This window comes from Streptomyces sp. NPDC058758 (assembly GCF_042746075.1).
Classification (GTDB): Bacteria; Actinomycetota; Actinomycetes; order Streptomycetales; family Streptomycetaceae; genus Streptomyces.
In genome coordinates, this window is record NZ_JBHYPS010000011.1 from 167,168 (window position 1) to 190,460 (window position 23,293).

Genomic DNA, 23,293 nt, shown 5'->3' on the forward strand with positions numbered 1-23,293 from the left:
CAAGTGTCGCCCCCTGCTCCTGCTCTGTCGAGGACACCGTACGCCCCGGGGCCGGGGCGGTACCGCCGGGGCGGGACAGAATGGTCGGCGATGAACACGGATGCGGACGACGGCTGGTCCCTGGTCGTACCCCTGAAGCCCCTGGCCCTGGCGAAGAGCCGGCTGGGCCCCTCGGCCGGGGAGCTGCTGCGGCCCCGGCTGGCCCTGGCCTTCGCCGAGGACACCGTGGCGGCGGCCCTGGAGTGCCCGGGGGTGCGGGGCGTGGTGGTGGTCACGGACGATCCGGCGGCGGGCCGGGCGCTGGCCGCGCTGGGGGCCCGGGTGGTGCCGGACTCCCCGGCGGCGGGGCTCAACGCGGCACTGGCGCACGGGGCCCGGGCGGTGCGGGAGCGGCGGCCGCACGCGCGCGTGGCGGCGCTGAACGCGGATCTGCCGGCGCTGCGCCCGGCGGAACTGGCGCGGGTCCTCGCGGCGGCCCGGCAATTCCCCAGGGCATTTCTCGCGGATGCCGCCGAAATAGGTACGACATTCCTCTCGGCCGCGCCGGGGGTGGAATTGGAACCGGCATTCGGGGGCCCGTCGCGGCTTCGGCATTTGTCGTCGGGGGCGGTGGAAATCCTGCTGGCCGGTGTGGATTCCGTCCGCCGGGACGTGGACACCGGCGAGGACCTGGCGGCGGCGGGCCGCCTGGGCCTCGGCCCGCGGACGTCGGCCCGGCGGCCGGCGGCGGCCGGATAGGCTGCGGCCCATGCAGGCGACCGCGTACACGTACGACCCCGAGCAGCGCAGCGGCAGCGTGCTGCTCGACGACGGCACCCCGGTGGAGTTCGGGGCGGACGCGTTCGACGCGGGCGGGCTGCGACTGCTCCGTCCGGGTCAGCGGGTGCGGATCGAGACCGAGCCGGGCGAGCCGGGCACGGGCCCGCGGATCACCCTGGTGACGCTGCAGACCTTCTGAGCCGCTCCCCCGCCCGGCCGGGGGAACGCGCCGCGGGCCGGGCTCCCGTGGTGGGAGCCCGGCCCGGCGGACGTGCGACGACCGTCCTACTTCTTGGCGGCGGCCTTCTTGGCCGTGGCGGTCTTGCGCGCCGTGGTCTTCTTGGCGGGCGCCTTCTTCGCCGTGGCCTTCTTGGCCGGGGCGGTCTTCTTCGCCGTGGCCTTCTTGGCCGTGGCGGCCGGGGTCGCCTTCTTCGCGGCGGCGGCGGTGGTGGTGGTCTTCTTGGCGGCCGTCGTCGTCTTCTTGGCGGCCGCGGAGGTCTTCTTCGCGGCGGCGGTGGTGGCGGTCTTCTTCGCCGGGGTCGCCTTCTTCGCGACGGCGGCGGTGGTGGTCTTCTTCGCCGGGGTCGCCTTCTTGGCGGCGGCCTTCTTGGCCGTGGTGGCCTTCTTGGCGGCGGCCTTCTTGACGGTGGCGGAGGCGGCGCCGGTCAGGCTGCCCTTGGGGGCCTTCTTGACGGAGACCTCGCCGCCCTTGGGGAGCTTCTTCGAGCCGCTGACCAGGTCCTTGAAGCCCTGACCCGCGCGGAAGCGCGGAACGGAGGTCTTCTTGACCCGCACGCGCTCACCCGTCTGGGGGTTGCGGGCGTAGCGGGCCGGGCGGTCGACCTTCTCGAACGAGCCGAAGCCCGTGACCGAGACCCGGTCGCCGGAGACCACGGCGCGCACGATGGCGTCGAGCACGTGGTCGACGGCTTCGGCGGCCTGCTGGCGACCGCCCAACTTGTCGGCAATCGCTTCTACGAGCTGCGCCTTGTTCACGTCTTCCCCTTCGGAGACTTTGCCGGAACGAAACTGTTCAAGCGTTTTCGCACGTTAGGCATGTATATACCGCAAATCAAACACGAAACGGTCTAATCACCCTTGTGCCGCAACGCGGAAGTGCCGTTGCGGAGTTCCTGGTGTCAGTCGCCTTCAGGGAATCGGCCCTCGTCGAGGTCCTTCATCAACCGGTCCAGACGCGTCGCCGCGTCCGCGAGATCGTGCTTCGCCGCGGCCGTGACGACCAGCAGCTTCCGGGACAGCGCCATCCTTACGCCCTCCGGGACTTGCAGTGCGCGCACCCGGGAGTGCGCTTCTTTCAATCGGTCGGCGACTTCCTCGTAGAGCTTGAGTTGGTTGTCGCGTTCCATGCACCGATTGTGCCATCTAGGGCGAGTTGTCGCCCGACAGGGTCTCAACAAGCGACTGCGCCCCCCACCGGAGGGTGGGGGGCGCAGTCGTGGAAAAGCGCTGCTCAGGCCGTAATTGTACGGGGCTTGAAGGACGGCCTTGCCGCCTCGTAGGCCGCGATGTCGGCTTCGTTCTGAAGGGTGAGGCTGATGTCGTCGAGACCGTTCAGGAGCCGCCAGCGGGCGTTCTCGTCGAGCTCGAAGTCGGCGTCGATCCCGGCCGCCAGGACCTTGCGGGCCTCCAGGTCGACGGTGATCTCGGCGGTCGGGTCGGCCTCGGTCAGCTCCCAGAGGGCGTCGACGGTCGCCTGGGGCAGGACGACGGTCAGCAGACCGTTCTTCAGCGAGTTGCCGCGGAAGATGTCGGCGAAGCGGGCCGAGATGACGGTCTTGAAGCCGTAGTTCTGGAGCGCCCAGACGGCGTGCTCGCGGGAGGAGCCGGTGCCGAAGTCGGGGCCGGCCACCAGGACCGTGGCGCCCTGCCGCTCGGGGCGGTTGAGGACGAACTCGGAGTCCTTGCGCCAGGCCTCGAAGAGGCCGTCCTCGAACCCGTCGCGGGTGACCTTCTTGAGCCAGTGCGCCGGGATGATCTGGTCGGTGTCGACGTTGCTGCGGCGCAGCGGGACGGCGCGGCCGGTGTGCGTGGTGAAAGCTTCCATGGTTCCTCAGACCCCCGCGGTGGTGACGGCGTCGGACAGGTCGGCCGGGGAGGCCAGATGGCCCAGCACGGCGGTGGCGGCGGCCACCTGGGGGGAGACCAGGTGGGTGCGGCCGCCCTTGCCCTGCCGGCCCTCGAAGTTGCGGTTGGAGGTGGACGCCGAGCGCTCGCCGGGGGCCAGCTGGTCGGGGTTCATGCCCAGGCACATGGAGCAGCCCGCGTGCCGCCATTCGGCGCCGGCGGCCTTGAAGACCTTGTCCAGGCCCTCCTCGACGGCCTGCAGGGCGACCCGGACGGAGCCGGGGACGACCAGCATGCGGACGCCGTCGGCGACCTTGCGGCCCTCCAGGAGGGAGGCGGCGTTGCGCAGGTCCTCGATGCGGCCGTTGGTGCAGGAGCCCACGAAGACGGTGTCGACCCTGATGTCGCGCAGCGGCTGTCCGGCGGTCAACCCCATGTACTCCAGGGCCTTTTCGGCGGCGAGGCGCTCCGAGGGGTCCTCGTACGAGGCCGGGTCGGGGACGTTCGCCGAAAGCGGGGCGCCCTGGCCGGGGTTGGTGCCCCAGGTGACGAACGGCGCCAGCTCGGCGGCCTCGATGACGACCTCGGCGTCGAAGACGGCGTCCTCGTCGGTCCTCAGGGTCTTCCAGTAGGCGACGGCGGCGTCCCAGTCCTCGCCCTCGGGGGCGTGCGGACGGCCCTTGAGGTAGGCGAAGGTGGTCTCGTCGGGGGCGATCATGCCCGCGCGGGCGCCGGCCTCGATGGACATGTTGCAGATGGTCATGCGGCCCTCCATCGAGAGTTTCTCGATGGCGGAGCCCCGGTACTCCAGGACGTAGCCCTGGCCGCCGCCGGTGCCGATCTTCGCGATGACGGCGAGGATCAGGTCCTTGGCGGTGACGTCGGCGGGCAGCTCGCCGTTGACGGTGATCGCCATGGTCTTCGGGCGGGCCATGGGCAGCGTCTGGGTGGCCAGGACGTGCTCGACCTGGCTGGTGCCGATGCCGAACGCCAGGCCGCCGAAGGCGCCGTGGGTGGAGGTGTGGGAGTCGCCGCAGACCACGGTCATGCCGGGCTGGGTCAGGCCCAGCTGCGGGCCCACCACGTGGACGACGCCCTGCTCGACGTCGCCGAGCGGGTGGAGCCGCACGCCGAACTCGGCGCAGTTCTTGCGCAGGGTCTCCAGCTGGGCGCGGGAAACCGGGTCGGCGATCGGCTTGTCGATGTCGAGGGTGGGGGTGTTGTGGTCCTCGGTGGCGATGGTGAGGTCGAGGCGCCGCACCTGCCGGCCGTTCTGGCGGAGACCGTCGAAGGCCTGGGGGCTGGTCACCTCGTGGAGCAGGTGAAGATCGATGAAGAGGAGGTCGGGCTCGCCCTCGGCGCGCCGGACGACGTGGTCGTCCCAGACCTTCTCCGCGAGTGTCCTACCCATCGCTTTCCCTCCGGCCGGCGGCTGCGCCGGCACCACTAGAGACCGTTTCGCGGTCCGTTGTGCGGCCGCCTCACCAGAGTGACAAGTTCCTCGGAAAATTGAACTTGCGTTTCACAGAGTGAGACGCGAATATCGTTGCATGGACAACTCTAGCGGCGTAGGCGTTCTCGACAAGGCAGCCCTTGTCCTGAGCGCCCTGGAGTCCGGTCCGGCCACCCTCGCAGGACTGGTCGCGGCGACGGGACTCGCACGACCCACGGCCCACCGTCTGGCCGTGGCATTGGAACACCACCGGATGGTCGCCCGCGACATGCAGGGCCGTTTCATTCTCGGTCCGCGGCTGTCGGAACTCGCGGCGGCGGCCGGCGAGGACCGCCTCCTGGCGACGGCCGGCCCGGTGCTGACGCACCTGCGCGACGTCACCGGGGAGAGCGCGCAGCTCTACCGGCGCCAGGGCGACATGCGGATCTGCGTGGCGGCGGCCGAGCGGCTGTCCGGCCTGCGGGACACGGTCCCGGTGGGCTCGACGCTGACCATGAAGGCCGGCTCGTCGGCGCAGATCCTGATGGCCTGGGAGGAGCCCGAGCGGCTGCACCGGGGGCTCCAGGGGGCCCGCTTCACGGCGACGGCCCTGTCGGGCGTACGGCGCCGCGGCTGGGCCCAGTCGATCGGGGAGCGCGAGCCGGGCGTCGCGTCCGTCTCCGCGCCCGTCAGGGGCCCCTCGAACCGCGTGGTGGCCGCCGTGTCGGTCTCGGGTCCGATCGAGCGCCTGACGCGCCACCCGGGCCGGATGCACGCCCAGGCGGTCATCGACGCCGCGGCCCGGCTCAGCGAGGCCCTGCGCCGCAACGGCTGATCCCGTTTCCTCTGTTCACCTGTACGTCCCCCGGCCCACCGCTCCAACGCCGCAGCGGTGGGCCGGAGTTGTGCGTGCGCCGCGCCGGGAACAGCGAAGAAGCCCTCCCCCGAAGGGAAGGGCTTCTCTGTCGCGTACCCCCGACCGGATTCGAACCGGCGCTACCGCCTTGAGAGGGCGGCGTGCTAGGCCGCTACACAACGGGGGCTTTGGATCATGCGGGCGTGTCACTCGTACCGCCGCAGACCCGAGCTGGTCTACCAGGACTCGAACCTAGACTAACTGAACCAGAATCAGTCGTGCTGCCAATTACACCATAGACCAATACGTGGTTAGACCAGCGTCGTACCCCCGACCGGATTCGAACCGGCGCTACCGCCTTGAGAGGGCGGCGTGCTAGGCCGCTACACAACGGGGGCCCTAGCGATCCTGCATCGGGTTCACCGGGAGCTACCCAAGTGATCCCGCGGGAAGGATCTGTACCCCCGACCGGATTCGAACCGGCGCTACCGCCTTGAGAGGGCGGCGTGCTAGGCCGCTACACAACGGGGGCTTTGTGGATGCCATCCACGGTTTGCAGATGAGCTCTGCGAGCTGGCCTACCTGGACTCGAACCAAGACTAACTGAACCAGAATCAGTCGTGCTGCCAATTACACCATAGGCCACCGGGGCGCCATCCCCACCAGGGGGATCTTGCTCGGCTTGCGCTTTCCGGGTTCTTGCCTTTCGGCTTGTTCCCCTCGGCGCAGGAAGAACATTACCCGAAGGTGGACGGTGCTCCAAAACGGGTATCCCCGAGGAGCAGCGCGGGGAGCTGGTGGAGGTCGGTGATGCGCCGCAGGCCGGGCTGTCCGCCGGTGCCGGCCCGGTCCAGCCAGATGCCGTGGAGCCCCGCCTCCTGGGCCCCGAGCGCGTCGACGTCGGGGCGGTCCCCCACGTACGCCACCTCGTGCGGGGCCAGGTCCAGGGCCGTACAGGCGGCGTGGAAGGCCTCGGCGGCCGGCTTGGCGCTGCCCAGCTCGGCGGCGCACAGGACGGCCTCGAAGCGGTCGCGGACGCCGAGGGCGCGCAGCTTGGGCTCCTGGGCGTGGACGCTGGAGTTCGACAGGACGGCCTGCCGGTAGTCGGCGGCGAGCAGGTCCAGGACGGGCAGGGCGTCGGGGAAGAGCTCCCAGGCGGCCTCGTAGTGGGTCACGTAGCGCGCGAACCAGGCGTCGGCCTCGGGGTCGGTCAGGGCCGGGCGGTCCAGGAAGTCGCGGACGCGGTGGCGGCGCTGGTCCTGCCAGCTGCCCGCCGGCTCCTCCTCGTAGCGCCGCCAGTGCAGCTCGGTGAGCTCCTTCCAGCGGCGCAGGGCGTCCTCGACGGAGCCGTGCAGTCCGGTCAGGCCCTCGGCGGCGAGGTGGGCGCGCATGCCCGTGCGGTCGGCCCGCGCGTAGTCGAAGAGCGTGTCGTCCACGTCCCAGAGGACGGCGCGGATGGTCATGGGACCGACGGTACGCCGGTGCCGGGCCGGGCGGGAGCGGTTTCAGCGGAGCCGGGCGAAGCGGAAGGGGCGGAGGTCGGTGACGAAGCAGGCGACCTCGCCGTCGGCGTCGCGGCCGACCCAGGTCGCGTACAGGCCGTCGCCCCAGCCGGAGACGAAGACGGCGATGGTGTGGCCGTTCTCACCCTCGGCGAGGAAGGCGTTCGGGCTCCGGGGGGCGTCCAGGACCTCCCAGATGACGCCCTTCTCGTCGTCCGTGCCCGGGAAGGAGTGGTGGGCGGCGGTGTCGAGGAAGCTGCCGAGGCCGGCGTCGACGCCGTAGCCGAAGGAGTCGTCCTCGGGGGTCGCCTCGCCCGGGACCAGGGCGGGCTCCCAGCGGGCCACCGGGGTGTCGCGGATCACCAGGCGGGCGGCGGCGTTCACCGTGTGGTCGTACGGGTACGTGAAGGACGCCTCGGCTATCTGCACGCGGTAGCGGCCGGGCGGGACCGCGGCGGTGAAGGGCTCGGGCCGCTCGTCGTCGTCGCAGAGGTGGACGATCGGGTCGCAGGCGACGAGCCGGCCGGTGGGGAGGTCGATCTCCCCCAGTTCCCGGACGGCGAAGGTGACGTCCCTCTTGTCCTCGGTGGGGACGACGGCTCCGGGGGTGAACCAGTGGGCGAAGTCGGGCGGTGTCACGGACATGTGCCGACCCTAGGGGGCGGGTACGACAGCGGGGGCGGGTCCGCTTACGCGGCGAGCTTCGCCAGGGCCGCGTCGACGCGGGCCAGGGTCTTCTCCTTGCCCAGGATCTCCAGGGACTCGAAGAGCGGCAGGCCGACGGTGCGGCCGGTGACGGCGACGCGGACGGGGGCCTGGGCCTTGCCGAGCTTGAGGCCGTGGGCCTCGCCGGCGGCCAGGACCGCGTTCTTGAGGGACTCGGGGTCGCTCCAGTCGGCCGACTCCAGCTTCTCGCGGGCGGTGGCCAGGAGGGCCGCGGGCTCGCCCTTCATGGCCTTGTCCCACGAGGCCTGGTCGAAGACCGGCTCGGGCAGGAAGAGGAAGTCCACGTTGGCCGTGATCTCGGAGAGGACGGTCAGGCGGGTCTGGGCGTGCGGGGCGATCCGCTCCCAGGCCGCGCGGTCGAAGTCCTCGGGCGCCCAGGGGGCGTGCGGGGCCCGGAGCCAGGGCTCGCAGGCCTCGGTGAACGCCTTCACGTCCAGCATGCGGATGTGGTCCGCGTTGATGGACTCGGCCTTCTTGAGGTCGAAGCGGGCCGGGTTGGCGTTGACGTCGGCGATGTCGAACTTCGCCACCATCTCGGGGATGGTGAAGAGGTCCTGGTCGGCCGAGAAGGACCAGCCGAGGAGGGACAGGTAGTTCAGGAGGCCCTCGGGGAGGAAGCCGCGCTCCCGGTAGAGGTTGAGGGAGGCCTGCGGGTCGCGCTTGGAGAGCTTCTTGTTGCCCTCGCCCATCACGTACGGCAGGTGGCCGAAGGCCGGGATCTCCTTGGCGACGCCCAGCTCGATCAGCGCCTTGTAGAGGGCGATCTGGCGGGGGGTGGAGGAGAGCAGGTCCTCGCCGCGCAGGACGTGGGTGATCTCCATCAGGGCGTCGTCGACCGGGTTGACCAGGGTGTAGAGCGGGGCGCCGTTGGCCCGGAGGATGCCGTAGTCCGGCACGTTCTCCGGGGTGAAGGTGAGCTCGCCGCGGACCAGGTCGTCGAAGGTGATGGCCTCGTCGGGCATCCGGAAGCGGACGATCGGCTCGCGGCCCTCGGCCTCGTACTGCGCGACCTGCTCGGCCGACAGCTCGCGGCAGTGGCCGTCGTAGCCGGACGGCCTGCCGGCGGCGCGGGCGGCCTCGCGGCGGTCGTCGAGCTCGGTGGTGGTGCAGTAGCAGCGGTACGCGTACCCGCCGGCGAGCAGCTTCTCGGCGACGTCCTTGTAGATGTCCATCCGCTGCGACTGGCGGTACGGGGCGTGCGGGCCGCCGACCTCGGGGCCCTCGTCCCAGTCGAGGCCGAGCCACTTGAGGGAGTCGAGCAGCTGCTCGTACGACTCCTCGGAGTCGCGGGCCGCGTCGGTGTCCTCGATGCGGAAGACCATGGTGCCCTGGTTGTGCCGGGCGAAGGCCCAGTTGAAGAGGGCGGTGCGGACCAGGCCCACGTGGGGGTTGCCGGTCGGGGACGGACAGAAACGGACGCGGATCGCGTTAGCCACGCTTGATCACCCTGTTGGTGAGAGTGCCGATGCCTTCGATGGTGACGGCGACCTCGTCGCCGACGGTGAGGGGGCCGACCCCGGCGGGAGTGCCGGTGAGGATGACGTCGCCGGGGAGCAGCGTCATGGCCTCGGAGAGGTGGACGACCAGGTCCTCGATGGAGCGGATCATGTCGCTCGTCCGACCGAGCTGGCGTTGTTCGCCGTTGACCGTGGCCTGGACGGCGAGGTCGCTCGGGTCGAGGTCGGTCTCCACCCAGGGGCCCAGCGGGCAGCTCGTGTCGAATCCCTTGGCGCGGGCCCACTGGACCTCGCGCTTCTGGACGTCGCGGGCGGTCACGTCGTTGGCGCAGGTGTAGCCGAAGATCACGTCCTTGACGCGCTCCCGGGGCACCTCGCGGCACATGCGGCCGATCACCACGGCCAGTTCGGCCTCGTGGTGCAGCTCGCTGGAGAAGGAGGGGTACTCGATGGCGTCGCCGGGGCCGATGACGGAGGTGGTCGGCTTGAAGAAGGCGACCGGGACCTCCGGGACCTCGTTGCCGAGCTCCCTGGCGTGCTCCGCGTAGTTGCGGCCGATGCCCACGACCTTGTTGGGGAGCACCGGCGGCAGGAGCCGTACCTTGCTCAGCGGGACCTTGGTGCCGCTGAGCTCGAAGTCGGTGTACGGGATGCCCTTGATGATGTCGAGGACGAGGCCGCCGGACTCGACGGTCCCCTCGCCCTCGACCGCGCCGAAGGCGACATTGCCGTCGATGGAGAATCTGGCGATGCGCACGAGTGCTGTCGCCCCTCACTTGGTACTGGCTGGAGTCTGACGCTCCAGGCTAACGCGGCGCGGGGCGGCCGACCGGCGGATATCGCCGGTGCCGGGCGTGCGGAAGCCGCGGTCAGGCCTCGGCGAGGTAGGCCGGCACGTGGGGCGCGGGGGGCTGCATGAGGACGGTGCGGCGCGGGTTGGCCGTGGTGCCGGGGAGCTCCGCCGCGTACTCGGGGGTGGCGCCGCGGCCGAGGCCGGCGGCGTCCGAGAGGTGGGCGAGGGTGGAACGGCGCGGGTTGGCCGTGGTGGCGGGCGTGGGTGCAGTCATCGCGCTGGCAGACCTTGTTCCGGGACGGGCGCCCGTGCGGGCGCGAGAATGGTGTAAAGCGTCAGGCTAAATCAAGGCGTTCCCTTCGAATGCATGGCTAAGACATCCATTCGCGTGTGAGTTTGCTCACCACTGGGTGGATTTTCCGGTCATTACGGACAGGCATGTCAAGTCGCGGAAAGGGACATTCCGCCACTGAACCCGTCATTCCGCTCCTGATCATCGCTACTGGGACACTCGGGGACGGCGGGCCGTTGGAGGGGAAAAGTCCGAAACCTCCGCGATCATCTTCTACGCCCCGTGACCTTGCGCGCACACGTGGTCATCCCCCCTGCGGTACAGACCGCAGCCCTTGTTGGAGTTCCGGCACTGTGCTGGAATTCCACGCACCGCCGCGGGTTCGAAGCCGGCACGCAGGGGGCGCAACGCAGCGCCGGCCGAGTGGCGGGGAAGGGGGATCTGCGCCGGTCACCGACGACCACCTGGGGCGCACCGACGCGTCCCGACGACGCCGACACCGTCCGCTCCGGTTCCACCCGGAAGGACGCCTGGTCCAGAGGTTGCGACGCTAGTGCAGGGACGTTTCAAGAGGGATGGCGCGGGCTCTGCCCAGGCCCGCAAGGGCCGTGCGGAGGCTCCGTCGGAGCAGGAACCGCGTGCCGGGACCGACCGCGGTCCCGCGGCCCCGCACCCCACCCAGCAGGCGCCCGGTCCGGGCGGCCAGGGCAGGATCCAGGGCAAGGGCAAGGCCGCGCGGCCCAACGGCGAGTCCGGCGAGGGCTCCGCGCGCCGCTCCGGCGCGCCCGGCGAGCAGACCGGCGCGCCGCAGGGCGAGAAGGGCACCGCGCCCTCGGCGCCCGAGAACTCCACCGGCTCCCGAATAGCGCTCCGCAACTGGCGCATCTCCACCCGCCTGGTGGCGCTGCTGACCCTCCCCGTGGTCGCGGCCACCAGCCTCGGCGGCATCCGCATCAGCGAGTCGCTCCAGGACATGCAGCAGCTCGACCACATGCAGCTGCTCACCAAGCTGACCCGTGAGGCGACCGCGCTCGCGCAGGCCCTCCAGGCCGAGCGCGACCTCTCCGCCGGTCCGCTCGCCAACGGCCGCCCGGTCAGCGACTACCAGGTCGCCAACCCGCGCCGCCGCACGGACCGCCAGTACGACGCCTTCCTCGACGCCACCCGGGCCATCCCGAACGGCCAGGACGACGAGGCCCTGCGGAGCATCCGCTCCAACGTCAACACGATCGCGTCGCAGGTCATCGACCTCCACAACATCCGGACGAGCGCCTACAAGAAGGGCGTCTCGCACTCGGTGACGGTCGAGGCGTACAGCCGTCTCATCCGCTCGCTGCTCAGCCTGTCCCAGGACATGGCCCAGGCGACCAGCAACCCGGACATGATCAAGCGGACCCGCGCGCTCGCCGCGTTCTCGTCCGCCAAGGAGTACGCCTCCATCCAGCAGGCGATCATCGCGGGCGCCCTGCCGGCCAGCGACAAGACCGCCGGCCGGATCCAGCCCGGCGACCGCCTCTACGGCGAGGCCGCGCTCAACGGCGAGAGCAACGCCTTCAAGTCCTTCACGGCGATCTACGAGGCGACCGGCGGCGACGCCACCGACCTCACCGACTCGCTGCACTCCGGCAACCCGACCATCGTCGACGCCGAGAAGTACGCCGAGCGCGTGCTCAAGGCCGACGAGACCATGCCGGGCGGCCCGAGGCGCGGCTACCTGAACTTCACCGACGAGTACGAGACCAAGATCGCGGCCATGAGCCGCATCGAGAACCAGCTCCTCGGCGAGATGGAGACGATGGCCCGTGAGCTGCGGCAGGAGTCGCAGCGCGAGGCCATCATCAACGGTGCGCTGATCCTGCTCGTCCTCGGCGTCTCGCTCGTCGGCGCCTTCGTCGTGGCCCGGTCCATGATCCGCTCGCTGCGCCGCCTCCAGGACACCGCGACCAAGGTCGCCCAGGAACGCCTGCCCGAGCTGGTCAAGCAGCTCTCCGAGTCCGACCCGCAGGACGTCGACACCTCCGTCGAGTCCGTCGGCGTGCACTCCCGGGACGAGATCGGCCAGGTGGCCGCGGCCTTCGACGACGTGCACCGCGAGGCCGTCCGCCTCGCCGCCGAGCAGGCCCTCCTCCGGGGCAACGTCAACGCGATGTTCACCAACCTCTCGCGCCGTTCCCAGGGCCTCATCCAGCGCCAGCTCTCGCTCATCTCCGAGCTGGAGTCCCGCGAGGCCGACCCGGACCAGCTCTCCTCGCTCTTCAAGCTCGACCACCTCGCGACCCGCATGCGCCGGAACGGCGAGAACCTCCTCGTCCTCGCCGGCGAGGAGCCGGGCCGCCGCTGGACCCGCCCGGTCCCGCTGGTCGACGTCCTGCGCGCCGCCGCCTCCGAGGTGGAGCAGTACGAGCGCATCGAGCTGGCCGCGGTCCCGGCGACCGACGTCGCCGGCCGGGTCGTCAACGACCTCGTGCACCTCCTCGCCGAGCTGCTGGAGAACGCCACCTCGTTCTCCTCCCCGCAGACCAAGGTCCGGGTCACCGGTCACGCGCTGCCCGACGGCCGCGTGCTGGTCGAGATCCACGACACCGGCATCGGCCTCTCCCCCGAGGACCTGGCGGCGATCAACGAGCGGCTCGCCTCGCCGCCCACCGTGGACGTCTCCGTCTCCCGCCGCATGGGCCTCTTCGTGGTCGGCCGCCTGTCCCTGCGACACGGCATCCGCATCCAGCTGCGCCCGTCCGACTCGGGCGGCACCACCGCGCTCGTCATGCTCCCGGTCGACGTCGCCCAGGGCGGCCGCAAGCCGGCCCCGAAGGCCGGCCCCGGCTCCCAGGGCGCGGCCCCGCAGGGCGGCAACGCCCCCGGCGGCCGGCTGCCCGGCGGTCCCGGCGCGGCCGGCGGTCCCGGTGCCCCGGGCGCCGGTGGTCCCGGCGCCGGACGTCCGGGCCTCGGCGGTCCCGCGGCCGCGGCCGGCCGGCTCGGTGCCGGACCGGGCGCCGCGCGTCCCCAGGTCGGCGCCGCGGGCGGCCCGCGCACCGCGCTGCCCGCCCGGGACGGCGCTCCCCAGGCCCCGCAGCGGCCGCAGCAGCCCCAGCCGGCCAACGCCCAGCTGGAGCAGACCGGTCAGCTGCCGCAGCTCCCCCAGCCCCCGCAGCCCGGCCCCGGCGCCGGTCTCATCGGCGGCGCCGCCAGCGCCATCCCGTCCCGTACGGACGTGTGGGGCGGCAGCCCGCAGAACCAGCAGGCCCCGCAGGCCCCGCAGCAGCAGGACCCGCTGGGCGCGCCGAACGGCTTCCCGCGCGCCGAACTGCCCGGCGGCAACCCCCAGCCGCAGCGCCCGCAGGCCGCGAGCTGGGGCAGCGACCCGGCCCAGCAGCCGGTGCGCCGCCCGCAGCAGGACATGACGCCGCTGGACGCCCCGCGCGGCCACGACGACCCGGAGACCACGGGCTCGTTCGCCGCGCCCGGCGCCCCGCAGGGCCCGGGTTCGACGGGCCAGTTCCCGCGCCCCGACTTCGGTGCGCCGCAGGCGCCCCAGGCCCCGCAGGCGCCCCAGTACCAGGACCCGGCGTCCACCGCGCAGTTCGCGCGTCCGGACTACGAGGCGCCCCAGGCCCCGCAGGGCCCGGGTTCCACGGGCCAGTTCCCGCGGCCGGACTTCGGTGCCCCGCAGGCGCCCCAGGCACCGCAGTACCAGGCCCAGCCGCCGTACGGCAGCCAGCCCTTCGTACCGCAGGCGCCCCAGGCACCGCAGGCGCCCCTGGCCCCGCGGCACCAGCAGCAGGCCCCGCAGCCCCCGGCCCCGCGCCAGCGCACCGGCAACGAGTTCGACGCGCCGCAGCAGGGCTTCCCGCAGCAGGCCGCGCCGCAGGCGCCCGAGCCGCGCCAGCCGCAGCTCGGCCGGCCGCGCCGTCCGGAGGCACTGCCGCCGGCCCCGGCCGCGGGCGACGGGCGCACCCCGCTGTACGACACGCTGGAGACCAACTGGTTCCACCAGGACCAGGGTCAGCAGCAGGCCCAGGCCCCGGCCCCGCAGGCGCAGCCGCAGCGGGCTCCCGAGGTCGACCGGACCATGCAGACCCCGGTCGTCCAGCAGCCGGCTCCGGCGCCGCAGCGGCCGGCTCCCGGCCAGGCCCCCGACGGCGGACGGCCGGCCAACTGGCGGCCCTCGCCCAACGACGATCTGGTGCGCCAGGCCGAGCGGGCGCGCAAGCCCTCCGCCGGCGGGGTCACCACCTCCGGTCTTCCGCGCCGCGTGCCGAAGGCCAACCTCGTACCCGGGACCGCACAGGAGCAGGCCCACTCGGCCGGCCCCCAGGTCTCGCGTGCACCCGACGACGTCCGCGGCCGGCTCACCAACCTGCGCCGCGGCATCCAGCAGGGCCGGCAGGCGGGCAACTCGACCACGGGTAGCTTCCACCTCGGTCCGAACCACCAGCAGGAGCGATAGTTGAGCGCGATGAGCCAGGCGGCGCAGAACCTGAACTGGTTGATCACCAACTTCGTGGACAACACCCCCGGGGTGTCCCACACGGTGGTGGTCTCCGCCGACGGCCTGCTGCTGGCCATGTCCGAAGGATTCCCCCGCGATCGCGCCGACCAGCTGGCGGCGGTCGCGTCCGGGCTCACCTCGCTGACCGCGGGCGCCTCCCGGATCTTCGAGGGCGGTCCCGTGGCACAGACCGTGGTGGAGATGGAGCGCGGCTTCCTCTTCCTCATGTCGGTCTCGGACGGCTCCTCGCTCGCCGTGCTCGCGCACCCGGAGTGCGACATCGGCCTCGTGGGCTACGAGATGGCGCTGCTGGTCGACCGGGCCGGCAGCGTCCTCACCCCGGATCTCCGCGCGGAGCTCCAGGGCAGCCTGCTGCACTAGCGGTCCCCACCTGCCCGCGGCACCTGCCCCCTCGACGGGGCGGTACACCCCCCATTCCGTACCGCCCCCGGCACCGTTCATCGTCCGGCCGCCCCATCCGGCCCCCCACCGGCCCCATCAGACGGCAGACGTCTTGCTGTCACGCCCGGAGGATTCATGACCCCGCCCCCCGCCACTCACGATCCGTACGGCGGCTCGTCCCTGGACGATCCGTACGGTCATGAGGGCGACCAGCCGCTGGTCCGTCCGTACGCGATGACCGGCGGCCGGACCCGGCCGCGCTACCAGCTCGCCATCGAGGCGCTGGTCAGCACCACGGCCGACCCGGCGCACCTCGCCACGCTCCTCCCCGAGCACCAGCGCATCTGCCACCTGTGCCGCGAGGTCAAGTCGGTGGCCGAGGTGTCCGCCCTGCTGTCGATGCCGCTCGGTGTCGCCCGGATCCTCGTGGCCGACCTTGCCGAGGCCGGCATGGTGGCCATCCACCAGCCCGGCAACGGAGAAGCCGGCGGCACGCCGGACGTGACACTGCTCGAAAGGGTGCTCAGTGGACTTCGCAAGCTCTAACGGCGGCGCGGCCAGATCGACCACCAGCGCGAAGATCGTGGTGGCGGGTGGCTTCGGCGTGGGCAAGACCACGTTCGTCGGCGCCGTCTCGGAGATCAACCCGCTGCGCACCGAGGCCGTGATGACCGCGGCCTCCGCCGGGATCGACGACCTGACCCACACCGGTGGCAAGACCACCACCACGGTCGCGATGGACTTCGGCCGCATCACGCTGGACCAGGACCTGATCCTGTACCTGTTCGGCACCCCCGGCCAGGACCGCTTCTGGTTCATGTGGGACGACCTGGTCCGCGGCGCCATCGGCGCCGTCGTCCTCGTCGACACCCGCCGCCTCGCCGACTGCTTCCCCGCGGTCGACTACTTCGAGAACAGCGGCCTGCCGTTCGTCATCGCCCTCAACGGCTTCGACGGCGCCCAGCCGTACACCCCGGACGAGGTCCGCGAGGCGCTCCAGATCGGGCCCGACACCCCGATCATCACCACCGACGCCCGCCACCGCGCGGACGCCAAGAGCGCGCTCATCACCCTCGTCGAGCACGCCCTCATGGCCCGCCTCAAGTAGGTTTTCCGCCAGGACAGTTGTCCGACGCCGCCGTACCGGGGCGGCCGTGGTCGATCTGTGGCCTTCGACACGGCCCTCCCGGGGCTTCATAACATTTCGACAGAGAATTCGGGCGCCTCGGACACCCGACGCATCCGATCAGTGTCGCTGCGCTCACATGAGCCCCGCCATTTGGCGGGGCTCGCTCTTTATGCCCGTTTTATGCGGGGCGTGGGCCTCGGGAAGCGGCCCGGTCCCACTGTTTGGAACGGACCCCCTTCACGTGCTGCAATTCATGAACTCCCGAGTAGTACGGCCCTGAACGAAACACCGGCACGACGTAGGTGCCGACGCGGAGAGGTTGTTGGTCGAGTGAGGCGAAGCATGGATGGCTCCGCGGAGCAGGAGGCGCGGGGCAACTTCACCCCGCCGTCGCGCAGTGCGGTGTCGCCCGCGGACGTACCGGTGACGCCCGCGCCCGCGCCCGCTCCCCGGGGCAGCTCCAGCAAGCTGTCCCCGCGCAACTGGCGCGTGCCCACCCGGCTGAACGCGATCCTCCTCATACCCGTGCTCGTCGGCCTCGTCATGGGCGGCTTCCAGGTCAAGGGGTCGATCGACACCTGGCAGGAGGCCCAGGACGCCGAGAAGACGGCGCTCATCGTGCGCGCCGCCTCGGAGTACTCCACCGCCCTCCTCAACGAGCGCGACCTGACGGCGGCCCCGCTGCTCGCCGGCAAGGACCGGGCCGGCGAGGAGATCACCCGGGCCTACGCGACGACCGACGCGGCCCGCGCCAAGTTCGACGAGGCCGTCCGGAACATGCCCTCGGGCCAGGGCCTGGAGCGCCGTCTGCAGGCGTTCAAGAACGAGGAGCCCAAGCTCGCGGCGCTCCGCAAGTCCGCCTACACGGCCGCGCTCGACCCGGTGAACACCCAGCTCGGCTACACCGGCGTGCAGCACTACCTCATGGAGTTCTCCAACGAGCTCGGCCTGGGCACCGGCAACATCACCAGCTACGGCCGGACCGTCTACGCCATCCAGCTCGCGCAGGCCGCCGGTTCGCTCCAGCGCTCCATCGGCACCCACCTGCTCGTCCGGCCCAGCGCCAAGGACGCCGTCTTCGCCCAGCAGTCGGTCGCGTTCAACTCGTACAACTACCTGGAGCAGATCGCCCTCGGCGAGTACAACTCCGGTGGCACCGCCGAGGACGTCGAGCGCCTGAAGAAGGTCATGGCCGGCAAGGCGGCCGAGGGCGAGAAGAAGATGCAGGCCGCCGACGTCACCCTGCCCAAGGGCAAGGACGGCTCGGTCTACACCGGCGTCGCCGGTCTGATCGGCACCGCCGAGGACGCGGACGCGATCAAGGCCCTGGCGGCCAAGGGCATCACCGCCGAGACCTGGATGGCGATCGCCACCGCCAAGTTCGACGGCTACAGCGAGGTCGAGAAGGCCCTCGTCGACAAGGCCGTCGCCGAGGCCACCGACATCTCCTCCGAGGCCCAGACGGACGCCTGGGTCACCGGCGCCATCGTCGTCGTCGCCCTGCTGGCCGCCTTCATCCTCGCCGGGATGATGGCCCGGCAGATGAGCCGCTCGATGCGCGAGCTGCGCACCGCCGCATTCGGCATCGCCGAGCAGCGCCTGCCGATGCTGGTCGACCAGCTCTCCCGCACCGAGCCGGGCCGGGTCGACACCCGCGTCCAGCCCATCCCGATCGACTCGCAGGACGAGATCGGCGAGGTCGCCCGCGCCTTCGACCAGGTCCACCGCGAGGCCGTGCGGCTCGCCGCCGAGCAGGCCATGCTCCGCGGCAACGTCAACGCGATCTTCACCAACCTCTCGCGCCGCAACCAGTCGCTGATCGAGGGCCAGCTGACCCTCATCACCGACCTGGAGAACAACGAGGCCGACCCGGACCAGCTGGAGAACCTCTTCAAGCTGGACCACCTCGCGACCCGCATGCGCCGCAACGGCGAGAACCTCCTGGTCCTCGCCGGCGAGGAGCCGGGCCGCCGCTGGGACCAGCCGGTCCCGCTCGTCGACGTGCTGCGCGCCGCCTCCTCCGAGGTGGAGCAGTACGAGCGCATCGAGATCGCCGGCGTGCCGGACGCCGAGATCCACGGCCAGGCCGTGACCGACCTCGTGCACCTGCTCGCCGAGCTCCTCGAGAACGCCACCACGTTCTCCTCCCCGCAGACCAAGGTGCGCGTCACCGCGACCCGTCTCCCCGACGGCCGGGTGATGGTCGAGATCCACGACAAGGGCATCGGCCTCACCGCCGAGGACTTCGCGGACATCAACCACAAGCTGGCCAACCCGCCCACCGTGGACGCGGCCGTCTCGCAGCGCATGGGCCTCTTCGTGGTCGGCCGGCTCTCCGACCGGCACGGCATCCGGGTCCAGCTCCGCCCCTCCGGCGAGCAGGCCGGCACCACCTCGCTGGTCATGCTGCCGGACGCGATCACCCACGGCGGCGGCGGCGAGCAGCCGGTCCAGGACGACTTCACGGTCTCCCAGATCATCCCGAACCAGCAGCAGGGCGGCTTCGACCCGGCCGTGGCGCCGATGCGGACCGCGGCCGAGCTCGGCTTCGACGACTCGCGCTACGAGCAGCCGGGCGAGGGCCAGCAGCTGGACCCGGTCAACCGCTCGCTGATGCGCGAGGAGCGCCGCGCCGCCCTGGAGGCCCAGGTGCAGGGCGCCGAGGGCCCGCTCTACGGCGAGGAGCCCGAGCAGGCCCAGGCCTACGGCTCCGAGTACGCCCAGGAGCAGGAGTACGGCCGGCAGTACCCCCAGGGGTACGAGCAGAACCAGGCCTACGGCACCGAGTACGCCCAGGAGCAGGGGTACGAGCAGCAGCCGCAGGACGGCTACGGCTACCCCGGGCAGCAGGGCTACGAGGGGTACGGCGCGCAGGGCGGGGCGTACCCGCAGCAGGCGTATGCGGAAGCGGCGTACGGCGCCCAGGACGCGGCCACCCCCGGATACGACCAGGCGTTCGAACCCCAGTCCCACCAGGGCGAGTGGCCGGAGCAGGGCTCCTACCAGGGCGCTTTCGACCAGGGTTACCGGCCGGAATCGGAATCTTCGCAGGCCGCTCCCGAACAGGGCGCCGAGCGCGTAGGCTTCGACCGTCCGGCTCCGGCTCCCAGTCCCGCTCCGGACACCGGCCACGGACTGACCGACGCCGGTCTGCCGCGCCGCGGCGGTGTCGCCCCGCAGGCGCCCCAGGCGCAGCGGCCCGTGCCGCCGGCCCAGCCCGCCCGGCCGGCGGGACAGGACGAACAGCAGCAGAACGAAGGCTCCGACGAATGGCGCTCGGCCAATGACGAGCGCTGGGAGCAGGCCAAGAAGCTCCGCGAGCCGAAGGCGGGCGGGGTCACTCCGTCCGGTCTCCCCCGGCGCGTCCCCAAGGCCAACCTGGTCGAGGGCACCGCGGAGCAGACCCCGCAGGGCGGCCCCCAGGTCTCCCGCGCGCCCGAGGACGTACGGGGCAGGTTGAGCAACCTGCGCCGCGGCGTCCAGCAGGGGCGCACGGCGGGGTCGGACACGAACGGATCGGGCTTCGGCCCGGGTAGTACCTACAACCAGGAGCGTTAGTGTGAGCCCGATGAGCCAGGCGGCGCAGAATCTGAACTGGTTGATCACCAACTTCGTGGACAACACCCCCGGGGTGTCCCACACGGTGGTGGTCTCCGCCGACGGACTCCTGCTGGCCATGTCCGAGGGATTCCCCCGGGACCGTGCCGACCAGCTGGCGGCGGTCGCCTCCGGGCTGACCTCGCTGACCGCGGGCGCGTCCCGGATCTTCGAGGGCGGCGCGGTCAACCAGACCGTGGTGGAGATGGAGCGCGGCTTCCTCTTCATCATGTCGGTCTCGGACGGTTCCTCGCTGGCCGTCCTCGCCCACCCGGAGTCCGACATCGGCCTCGTGGGCTACGAGATGGCCCTGCTCGTGGACCGCGCGGGCTCCGTCCTCACCCCGGACCTGCGGGCGGAGCTCCAGGGAAGTCTTCTCAACTAACAGACACAGAGTGCGTTTCTCGTCACCGCACCGTTAGGGTGCGGTGACGCGGCTCCAAGGGACATGGACCGCGAAGCAGTCGGAGGAGGAGACGTGGGAACACCCCCGGGGGCGAACCCCTACAACGGATTCGACGCGCATCAGGCGCCGATGGGCGACGCCGCGCAGAACCGGTACAACTTCCCTTCCGCACCCAGCAGACAGGGCGTCCCCCCGTCCTACGGACAGCCGCAGGCGCAGCCGGCGGCCCCCCGCGCCGCGGGCTCGTCGAGCTCCGGCGGCGGGCACAACCCGCTCGTGCGCCCGTACGCGATGACCGGCGGCCGGACCCGGCCGCGCTACCAGCTCGCCATCGAGGCGCTGGTCAGCACCACGGCCGACCCGGCCCGGCTGCAGGGGCAGTTGCCCGAGCACCAGCGGATCTGCCGGCTGTGCTTCGAGATCAAGTCGGTCGCGGAGATCTCGGCCCTCCTCTCCATCCCCCTCGGCGTTGCCCGGATCCTCGTCGCCGACCTGGCCGAGGCCGGACTCGTAGCCATTCACCAGCCCGGCGGCGACGAGGCCGCCGGCGGTCAGCCAGACGTGACACTGCTCGAAAGGGTGCTCAGTGGACTTCGCAAGCTCTAGCGGCGGCGCGGCCCGTTCAACCACCAGCGCGAAGATCGTGGTGGCGGGTGGCTTCGGCGTGGGCAAGACCACGTTCGTCGGCGCCGTCTCGGAGATCAACCCGCTGCGTACCGAGGCCGTCATGACGTCCGCGTCCGCGGGCATCGACGACCTCACCCACACCGGCGACAAGACGACGACGACCGTCGCCATGGACTTCGGCCGCATCACGCTGGACCAGGACCTGATCCTGTACCTGTTCGGCACCCCCGGCCAGGACCGCTTCTGGTTCATGTGGGACGACCTGGTCCGCGGCGCCATCGGCGCCGTCGTCCTCGTCGACACCCGCCGCCTCGCCGACTGCTTCCCCGCGGTCGACTACTTCGAGAACTCGGGCCTCCCCTTCGTCATCGCCCTCAACGGCTTCGACGGGAACCAGCCCTACAACCCGGAGGAGGTCCGCGAGGCCCTCCAGATCGGGCCCGACACCCCGATCATCACCACCGACGCCCGCCACCGCGCGGACGCCAAGAGCGCGCTCATCACCCTCGTCGAGCACGCCCTCATGGCCCGCCTGCGGTAACCGTCCCGACGGTCCGTCGGTCGCGCACCACGCGAAAGGGCCCCCGCTCCTCGAAGGAGCGGGGGCCCTTTCCGTGCGTTCCGGGGCGTCAGCGCCAGCTGTGCGGGGCGCGGAAGCCGTTCTCGCGCTCCAGGCGGCGCCAGCCGGCGGCGGTGCGGCCGTGGTGGGCGGCGGCCGGCTCGGGCCGGGAGGCGGCGCGGGCGAGCAGGACCGCGGTGATGGCGGCCAGCTCCTCGGGGTCGGCGTGGCCCTTCTCGACGCGGAGAAGGTTGGCTGTGGCAGGCGTGGTCACTTCGTGGACTCCTTGTGCCGGGTCTTACTGAGGCGGGTTGCCGTGCTTGCGGGACGGCAGGTCGGCGTGCTTGGTGCGGAGCATGGCGAGGGACCGGATGAGCACCTGGCGGGTGTCGGCGGGGTCGATGACGTCATCGACGAGACCGCGCTCGGCCGCGTAGTACGGGTGCATCAGCTCGGCCTTGTACTCCTTGACCATGCGGGCGCGCATGGCCTCGGGGTCCTCGGCCTCGGCGATCTGCTTGCGGAAGATCACGTTGGCGGCGCCCTCGGCGCCCATGACCGCGATTTCGTTGGTGGGCCAGGCGTACGTCAGGTCGGCGCCGATCGACTGGGAGTCCATGACGATGTAGGCACCGCCGTACGCCTTGCGCAGGATCAGGGAGATCCGGGGCACGGTCGCGTTGCAGTAGGCGTAGAGGAGCTTGGCGCCGTGGCGGATGATTCCACCGTGCTCCTGGTCGACGCCGGGCAGGAAGCCGGGGACGTCCAGAAGGGTGACGATCGGGATGTTGAAGGCGTCGCACATCTGGACGAAGCGCGCGGCCTTCTCGGAGGCCTCGATGTCGAGGACGCCGGCGAGGGACTGGGGCTGGTTGGCGACGATGCCGACGACCTGGCCGTCGAGGCGGGCCAGCGCGCAGATGATGTTGCGCGCCCAGCGCTCGTGGACCTCCAGGTAGTCGCCGTCGTCGACGAGCTCCTCGATGACCTTGTGCATGTCGTACGGGCGGTTGCCGTCGGCGGGCACCAGGTCGAGCAGGACGTCGGAGCGGCGGTCGGCCGGGTCCTCGGAGGCGACGGTCGGCGGGTTCTCGCGGTTGTTCTGCGGGAGCATCGACAGGAGGTAGCGGACCTCGGCGATGCAGGTCTCCTCGTCGTCGTACGCGAAGTGCGCGACGCCGGAGGTCTCGGCGTGGACGTCGGCGCCGCCGAGGCCGTTCTGGCTGATCTCCTCGCCGGTGACCGCCTTGACGACGTCCGGGCCGGTGATGAACATCTGCGAGGTCTCGCGGACCATGAAGACGAAGTCGGTGAGGGCGGGGCTGTAGGCCGCGCCGCCTGCGCACGGGCCGAGCATCACGCTGATCTGCGGGATGACGCCGGAGGCGCGGGTGTTGCGCTGGAAGATGCCGCCGTAGCCGGCGAGGGCGGAGACGCCCTCCTGGATGCGGGCGCCGGCGCCGTCGTTCAGGGAGACCAGCGGGGCGCCGGCCGCGATGGCCATGTCCATGATCTTGTGGATCTTGGTGGCGTGGGCCTCGCCGAGGGCGCCGCCGAAGATCCGGAAGTCGTGCGCGTAGACGAAGACGGTGCGGCCCTCGACCGTGCCCCAGCCGGTGATGACGCCGTCGGTGTACGGCTTCTTGGCCTCCAGGCCGAAGCCCTGGGCGCGGTGCCGGCGGAGCTGCTCGACCTCGTTGAAGGAACCCGGGTCGAGGAGCAGCTCGATGCGCTCCCGCGCGGTCAGCTTGCCCTTCGCGTGCTGGGCCTCGGTCGCGCGCTCGCTGGGGCCGGCCAGCGCCTGCTCGCGCAGGACGTGGAGTTCGGCGACGCGGCCACGTGCGTCGGTGGGCTCGCTCGGGATCTCGTCGACAAGGGTCATGTACCGACCCTACGAACTCGACCAAGGAAACCCCGCCGTCGACTCCGTACAGTCTCGCGTGTCGATTCCTGGTGGGGACGGACAGAACCGGGGGGCCACCGGAGCGAGTCCACAGCCCGGAACCCCTTTTGCTTGTGGGGGTCTCACAAACGCGAGGCGCGGGCCCCCGGGTGACGGGGACCCGCGCGCGGTGGCGGGGTGCGGTTCAGCAGCCGCCGCAGTTGTAGAAGGTCACGTCCCAGTGGTTGCCCTCGTCGGCGTAGACGTTTCCGGCGCCGGACTTCCACTGCGGGGCGCCGT

Annotated in this window: 22 protein-coding genes and 5 tRNA genes; 11 read left to right on the forward strand and 16 right to left on the reverse strand. The window is 71.6% G+C overall.

Annotation, left to right across the window (positions count from 1 at the left end):
* Positions 1-90: 90 nt before the first annotated feature.
* The gene (gene cofC / locus ACFW6A_RS16600) at positions 91-738 is read left to right on the forward strand and encodes a 2-phospho-L-lactate guanylyltransferase (RefSeq protein WP_351843438.1); all 648 of its coding nucleotides are present in this window, start codon (positions 91-93) and stop codon (positions 736-738) included.
* A gap of 10 nt (positions 739-748) precedes the next feature.
* Positions 749-958 (forward strand): hypothetical protein, encoded by a 210-nt coding sequence (locus ACFW6A_RS16605; RefSeq protein ID WP_351843440.1) that lies wholly within the window; start codon positions 749-751, stop codon positions 956-958.
* Positions 959-1,044: 86 nt separating this feature from the next.
* On the opposite strand, the gene ACFW6A_RS16610 is transcribed toward ACFW6A_RS16605, so the two are convergent.
* The 4 genes from ACFW6A_RS16610 to leuC all read right to left on the reverse strand — a co-directional run bounded on the left by ACFW6A_RS16610 (position 1,045) and on the right by leuC (position 4,255).
* Positions 1,045-1,755 carry an HU family DNA-binding protein gene (locus tag ACFW6A_RS16610; RefSeq protein WP_351843442.1) on the reverse strand — a complete coding sequence of 237 codons (711 nt, stop codon included), beginning with the start codon at positions 1,753-1,755 and terminating at the stop codon, positions 1,045-1,047.
* A 143-nt stretch (positions 1,756-1,898) separates the two neighbouring features.
* A complete protein-coding gene (locus ACFW6A_RS16615; RefSeq protein ID WP_150231977.1) occupies positions 1,899-2,126 on the reverse strand; it encodes a hypothetical protein in 228 nt (75 codons plus the stop codon).
* A gap of 104 nt (positions 2,127-2,230) precedes the next feature.
* Complete coding sequence (gene leuD, locus ACFW6A_RS16620) at positions 2,231-2,824, reverse strand: 3-isopropylmalate dehydratase small subunit (protein ID WP_351843444.1); 594 nt, start codon at positions 2,822-2,824, stop codon at positions 2,231-2,233.
* A gap of 6 nt (positions 2,825-2,830) precedes the next feature.
* A complete protein-coding gene (leuC, locus tag ACFW6A_RS16625; protein ID WP_351843446.1) occupies positions 2,831-4,255 on the reverse strand; it encodes a 3-isopropylmalate dehydratase large subunit in 1,425 nt (474 codons plus the stop codon).
* 139 nt (positions 4,256-4,394) lie between these two features.
* Here leuC and ndgR point away from each other — a divergent pair, with 139 nt between their 5' ends.
* Positions 4,395-5,111 (forward strand): IclR family transcriptional regulator NdgR, encoded by a 717-nt coding sequence (ndgR, locus tag ACFW6A_RS16630; RefSeq protein WP_017235973.1) that lies wholly within the window; start codon positions 4,395-4,397, stop codon positions 5,109-5,111.
* Positions 5,112-5,246: 135 nt separating this feature from the next.
* Here the strand turns inward: ndgR and ACFW6A_RS16635 are convergent.
* The 10 genes from ACFW6A_RS16635 to ACFW6A_RS16680 form a co-directional block, all read right to left on the reverse strand.
* Positions 5,247-5,319 (reverse strand) — tRNA-Glu (locus tag ACFW6A_RS16635).
* Positions 5,320-5,363: 44 nt separating this feature from the next.
* A tRNA-Gln gene (locus ACFW6A_RS16640) sits at positions 5,364-5,435 on the reverse strand.
* Between the two features lie 22 nt (positions 5,436-5,457).
* A tRNA-Glu gene (locus ACFW6A_RS16645) sits at positions 5,458-5,530 on the reverse strand.
* A 61-nt stretch (positions 5,531-5,591) separates the two neighbouring features.
* Positions 5,592-5,664, reverse strand: a tRNA-Glu gene (locus tag ACFW6A_RS16650).
* Between the two features lie 41 nt (positions 5,665-5,705).
* A tRNA-Gln gene (locus tag ACFW6A_RS16655) sits at positions 5,706-5,777 on the reverse strand.
* Positions 5,778-5,869: 92 nt separating this feature from the next.
* On the reverse strand, positions 5,870-6,595 hold the full coding sequence (locus ACFW6A_RS16660) for an HAD family hydrolase (RefSeq protein WP_351843448.1): 726 nt from the start codon (positions 6,593-6,595) through the stop codon (positions 5,870-5,872).
* Between the two features lie 42 nt (positions 6,596-6,637).
* Entirely contained in the window at positions 6,638-7,279 is a 642-nt protein-coding gene (locus tag ACFW6A_RS16665; RefSeq protein WP_351843450.1) for a DUF4241 domain-containing protein, read from the reverse strand.
* A gap of 44 nt (positions 7,280-7,323) precedes the next feature.
* Positions 7,324-8,796, reverse strand: a complete 1,473-nt coding sequence (gene gltX, locus ACFW6A_RS16670; RefSeq protein WP_351843452.1) for a glutamate--tRNA ligase — start codon at positions 8,794-8,796, stop codon at positions 7,324-7,326.
* Entirely contained in the window at positions 8,789-9,574 is a 786-nt protein-coding gene (locus tag ACFW6A_RS16675) for a fumarylacetoacetate hydrolase family protein (protein WP_351843453.1), read from the reverse strand. The genes gltX and ACFW6A_RS16675 overlap by 8 nt, the downstream gene beginning before the upstream one ends.
* A gap of 112 nt (positions 9,575-9,686) precedes the next feature.
* A complete protein-coding gene (locus ACFW6A_RS16680; protein WP_351843454.1) occupies positions 9,687-9,884 on the reverse strand; it encodes a hypothetical protein in 198 nt (65 codons plus the stop codon).
* A 571-nt stretch (positions 9,885-10,455) separates the two neighbouring features.
* On the opposite strand from ACFW6A_RS16680, the gene ACFW6A_RS16685 reads away from it, so the two are divergent.
* The 8 genes from ACFW6A_RS16685 (at position 10,456) to ACFW6A_RS16720 (ending at position 21,093) form a co-directional block, all read left to right on the forward strand.
* Entirely contained in the window at positions 10,456-14,349 is a 3,894-nt protein-coding gene (locus tag ACFW6A_RS16685) for a nitrate- and nitrite sensing domain-containing protein (RefSeq protein ID WP_386641184.1), read from the forward strand.
* A gap of 9 nt (positions 14,350-14,358) precedes the next feature.
* Positions 14,359-14,772 (forward strand): roadblock/LC7 domain-containing protein, encoded by a 414-nt coding sequence (locus ACFW6A_RS16690; protein ID WP_030496942.1) that lies wholly within the window; start codon positions 14,359-14,361, stop codon positions 14,770-14,772.
* A 156-nt stretch (positions 14,773-14,928) separates the two neighbouring features.
* On the forward strand, positions 14,929-15,339 hold the full coding sequence (locus ACFW6A_RS16695) for a DUF742 domain-containing protein (RefSeq protein WP_030496941.1): 411 nt from the start codon (positions 14,929-14,931) through the stop codon (positions 15,337-15,339).
* Entirely contained in the window at positions 15,320-15,901 is a 582-nt protein-coding gene (locus ACFW6A_RS16700) for an ATP/GTP-binding protein (protein WP_346170988.1), read from the forward strand. Before ACFW6A_RS16695 ends, ACFW6A_RS16700 begins: the two co-directional genes overlap by 20 nt.
* 351 nt (positions 15,902-16,252) lie before the next feature.
* Positions 16,253-19,480, forward strand: a complete 3,228-nt coding sequence (locus tag ACFW6A_RS16705; RefSeq protein ID WP_386641187.1) for a nitrate- and nitrite sensing domain-containing protein — start codon at positions 16,253-16,255, stop codon at positions 19,478-19,480.
* A gap of 10 nt (positions 19,481-19,490) precedes the next feature.
* Positions 19,491-19,904 (forward strand): roadblock/LC7 domain-containing protein, encoded by a 414-nt coding sequence (locus tag ACFW6A_RS16710; RefSeq protein WP_030496939.1) that lies wholly within the window; start codon positions 19,491-19,493, stop codon positions 19,902-19,904.
* 93 nt (positions 19,905-19,997) lie between these two features.
* Positions 19,998-20,531, forward strand: coding sequence for a DUF742 domain-containing protein (locus ACFW6A_RS16715; protein ID WP_351843462.1), 534 nt, complete (start codon positions 19,998-20,000; stop codon positions 20,529-20,531).
* Positions 20,512-21,093 (forward strand): ATP/GTP-binding protein, encoded by a 582-nt coding sequence (locus ACFW6A_RS16720; RefSeq protein WP_226651380.1) that lies wholly within the window; start codon positions 20,512-20,514, stop codon positions 21,091-21,093. Before ACFW6A_RS16715 ends, ACFW6A_RS16720 begins: the two co-directional genes overlap by 20 nt.
* An 88-nt stretch (positions 21,094-21,181) precedes the next feature.
* Here ACFW6A_RS16720 and ACFW6A_RS16725 read toward each other — a convergent pair whose 3' ends face one another.
* Positions 21,182-21,385, reverse strand: coding sequence for an acyl-CoA carboxylase subunit epsilon (locus ACFW6A_RS16725; RefSeq protein WP_351843464.1), 204 nt, complete (start codon positions 21,383-21,385; stop codon positions 21,182-21,184).
* Positions 21,386-21,409: 24 nt separating this feature from the next.
* Complete coding sequence (locus tag ACFW6A_RS16730) at positions 21,410-22,993, reverse strand: acyl-CoA carboxylase subunit beta (RefSeq protein ID WP_351843466.1); 1,584 nt, start codon at positions 22,991-22,993, stop codon at positions 21,410-21,412.
* Between the last annotated feature and the right edge of the window lie 300 nt (positions 22,994-23,293).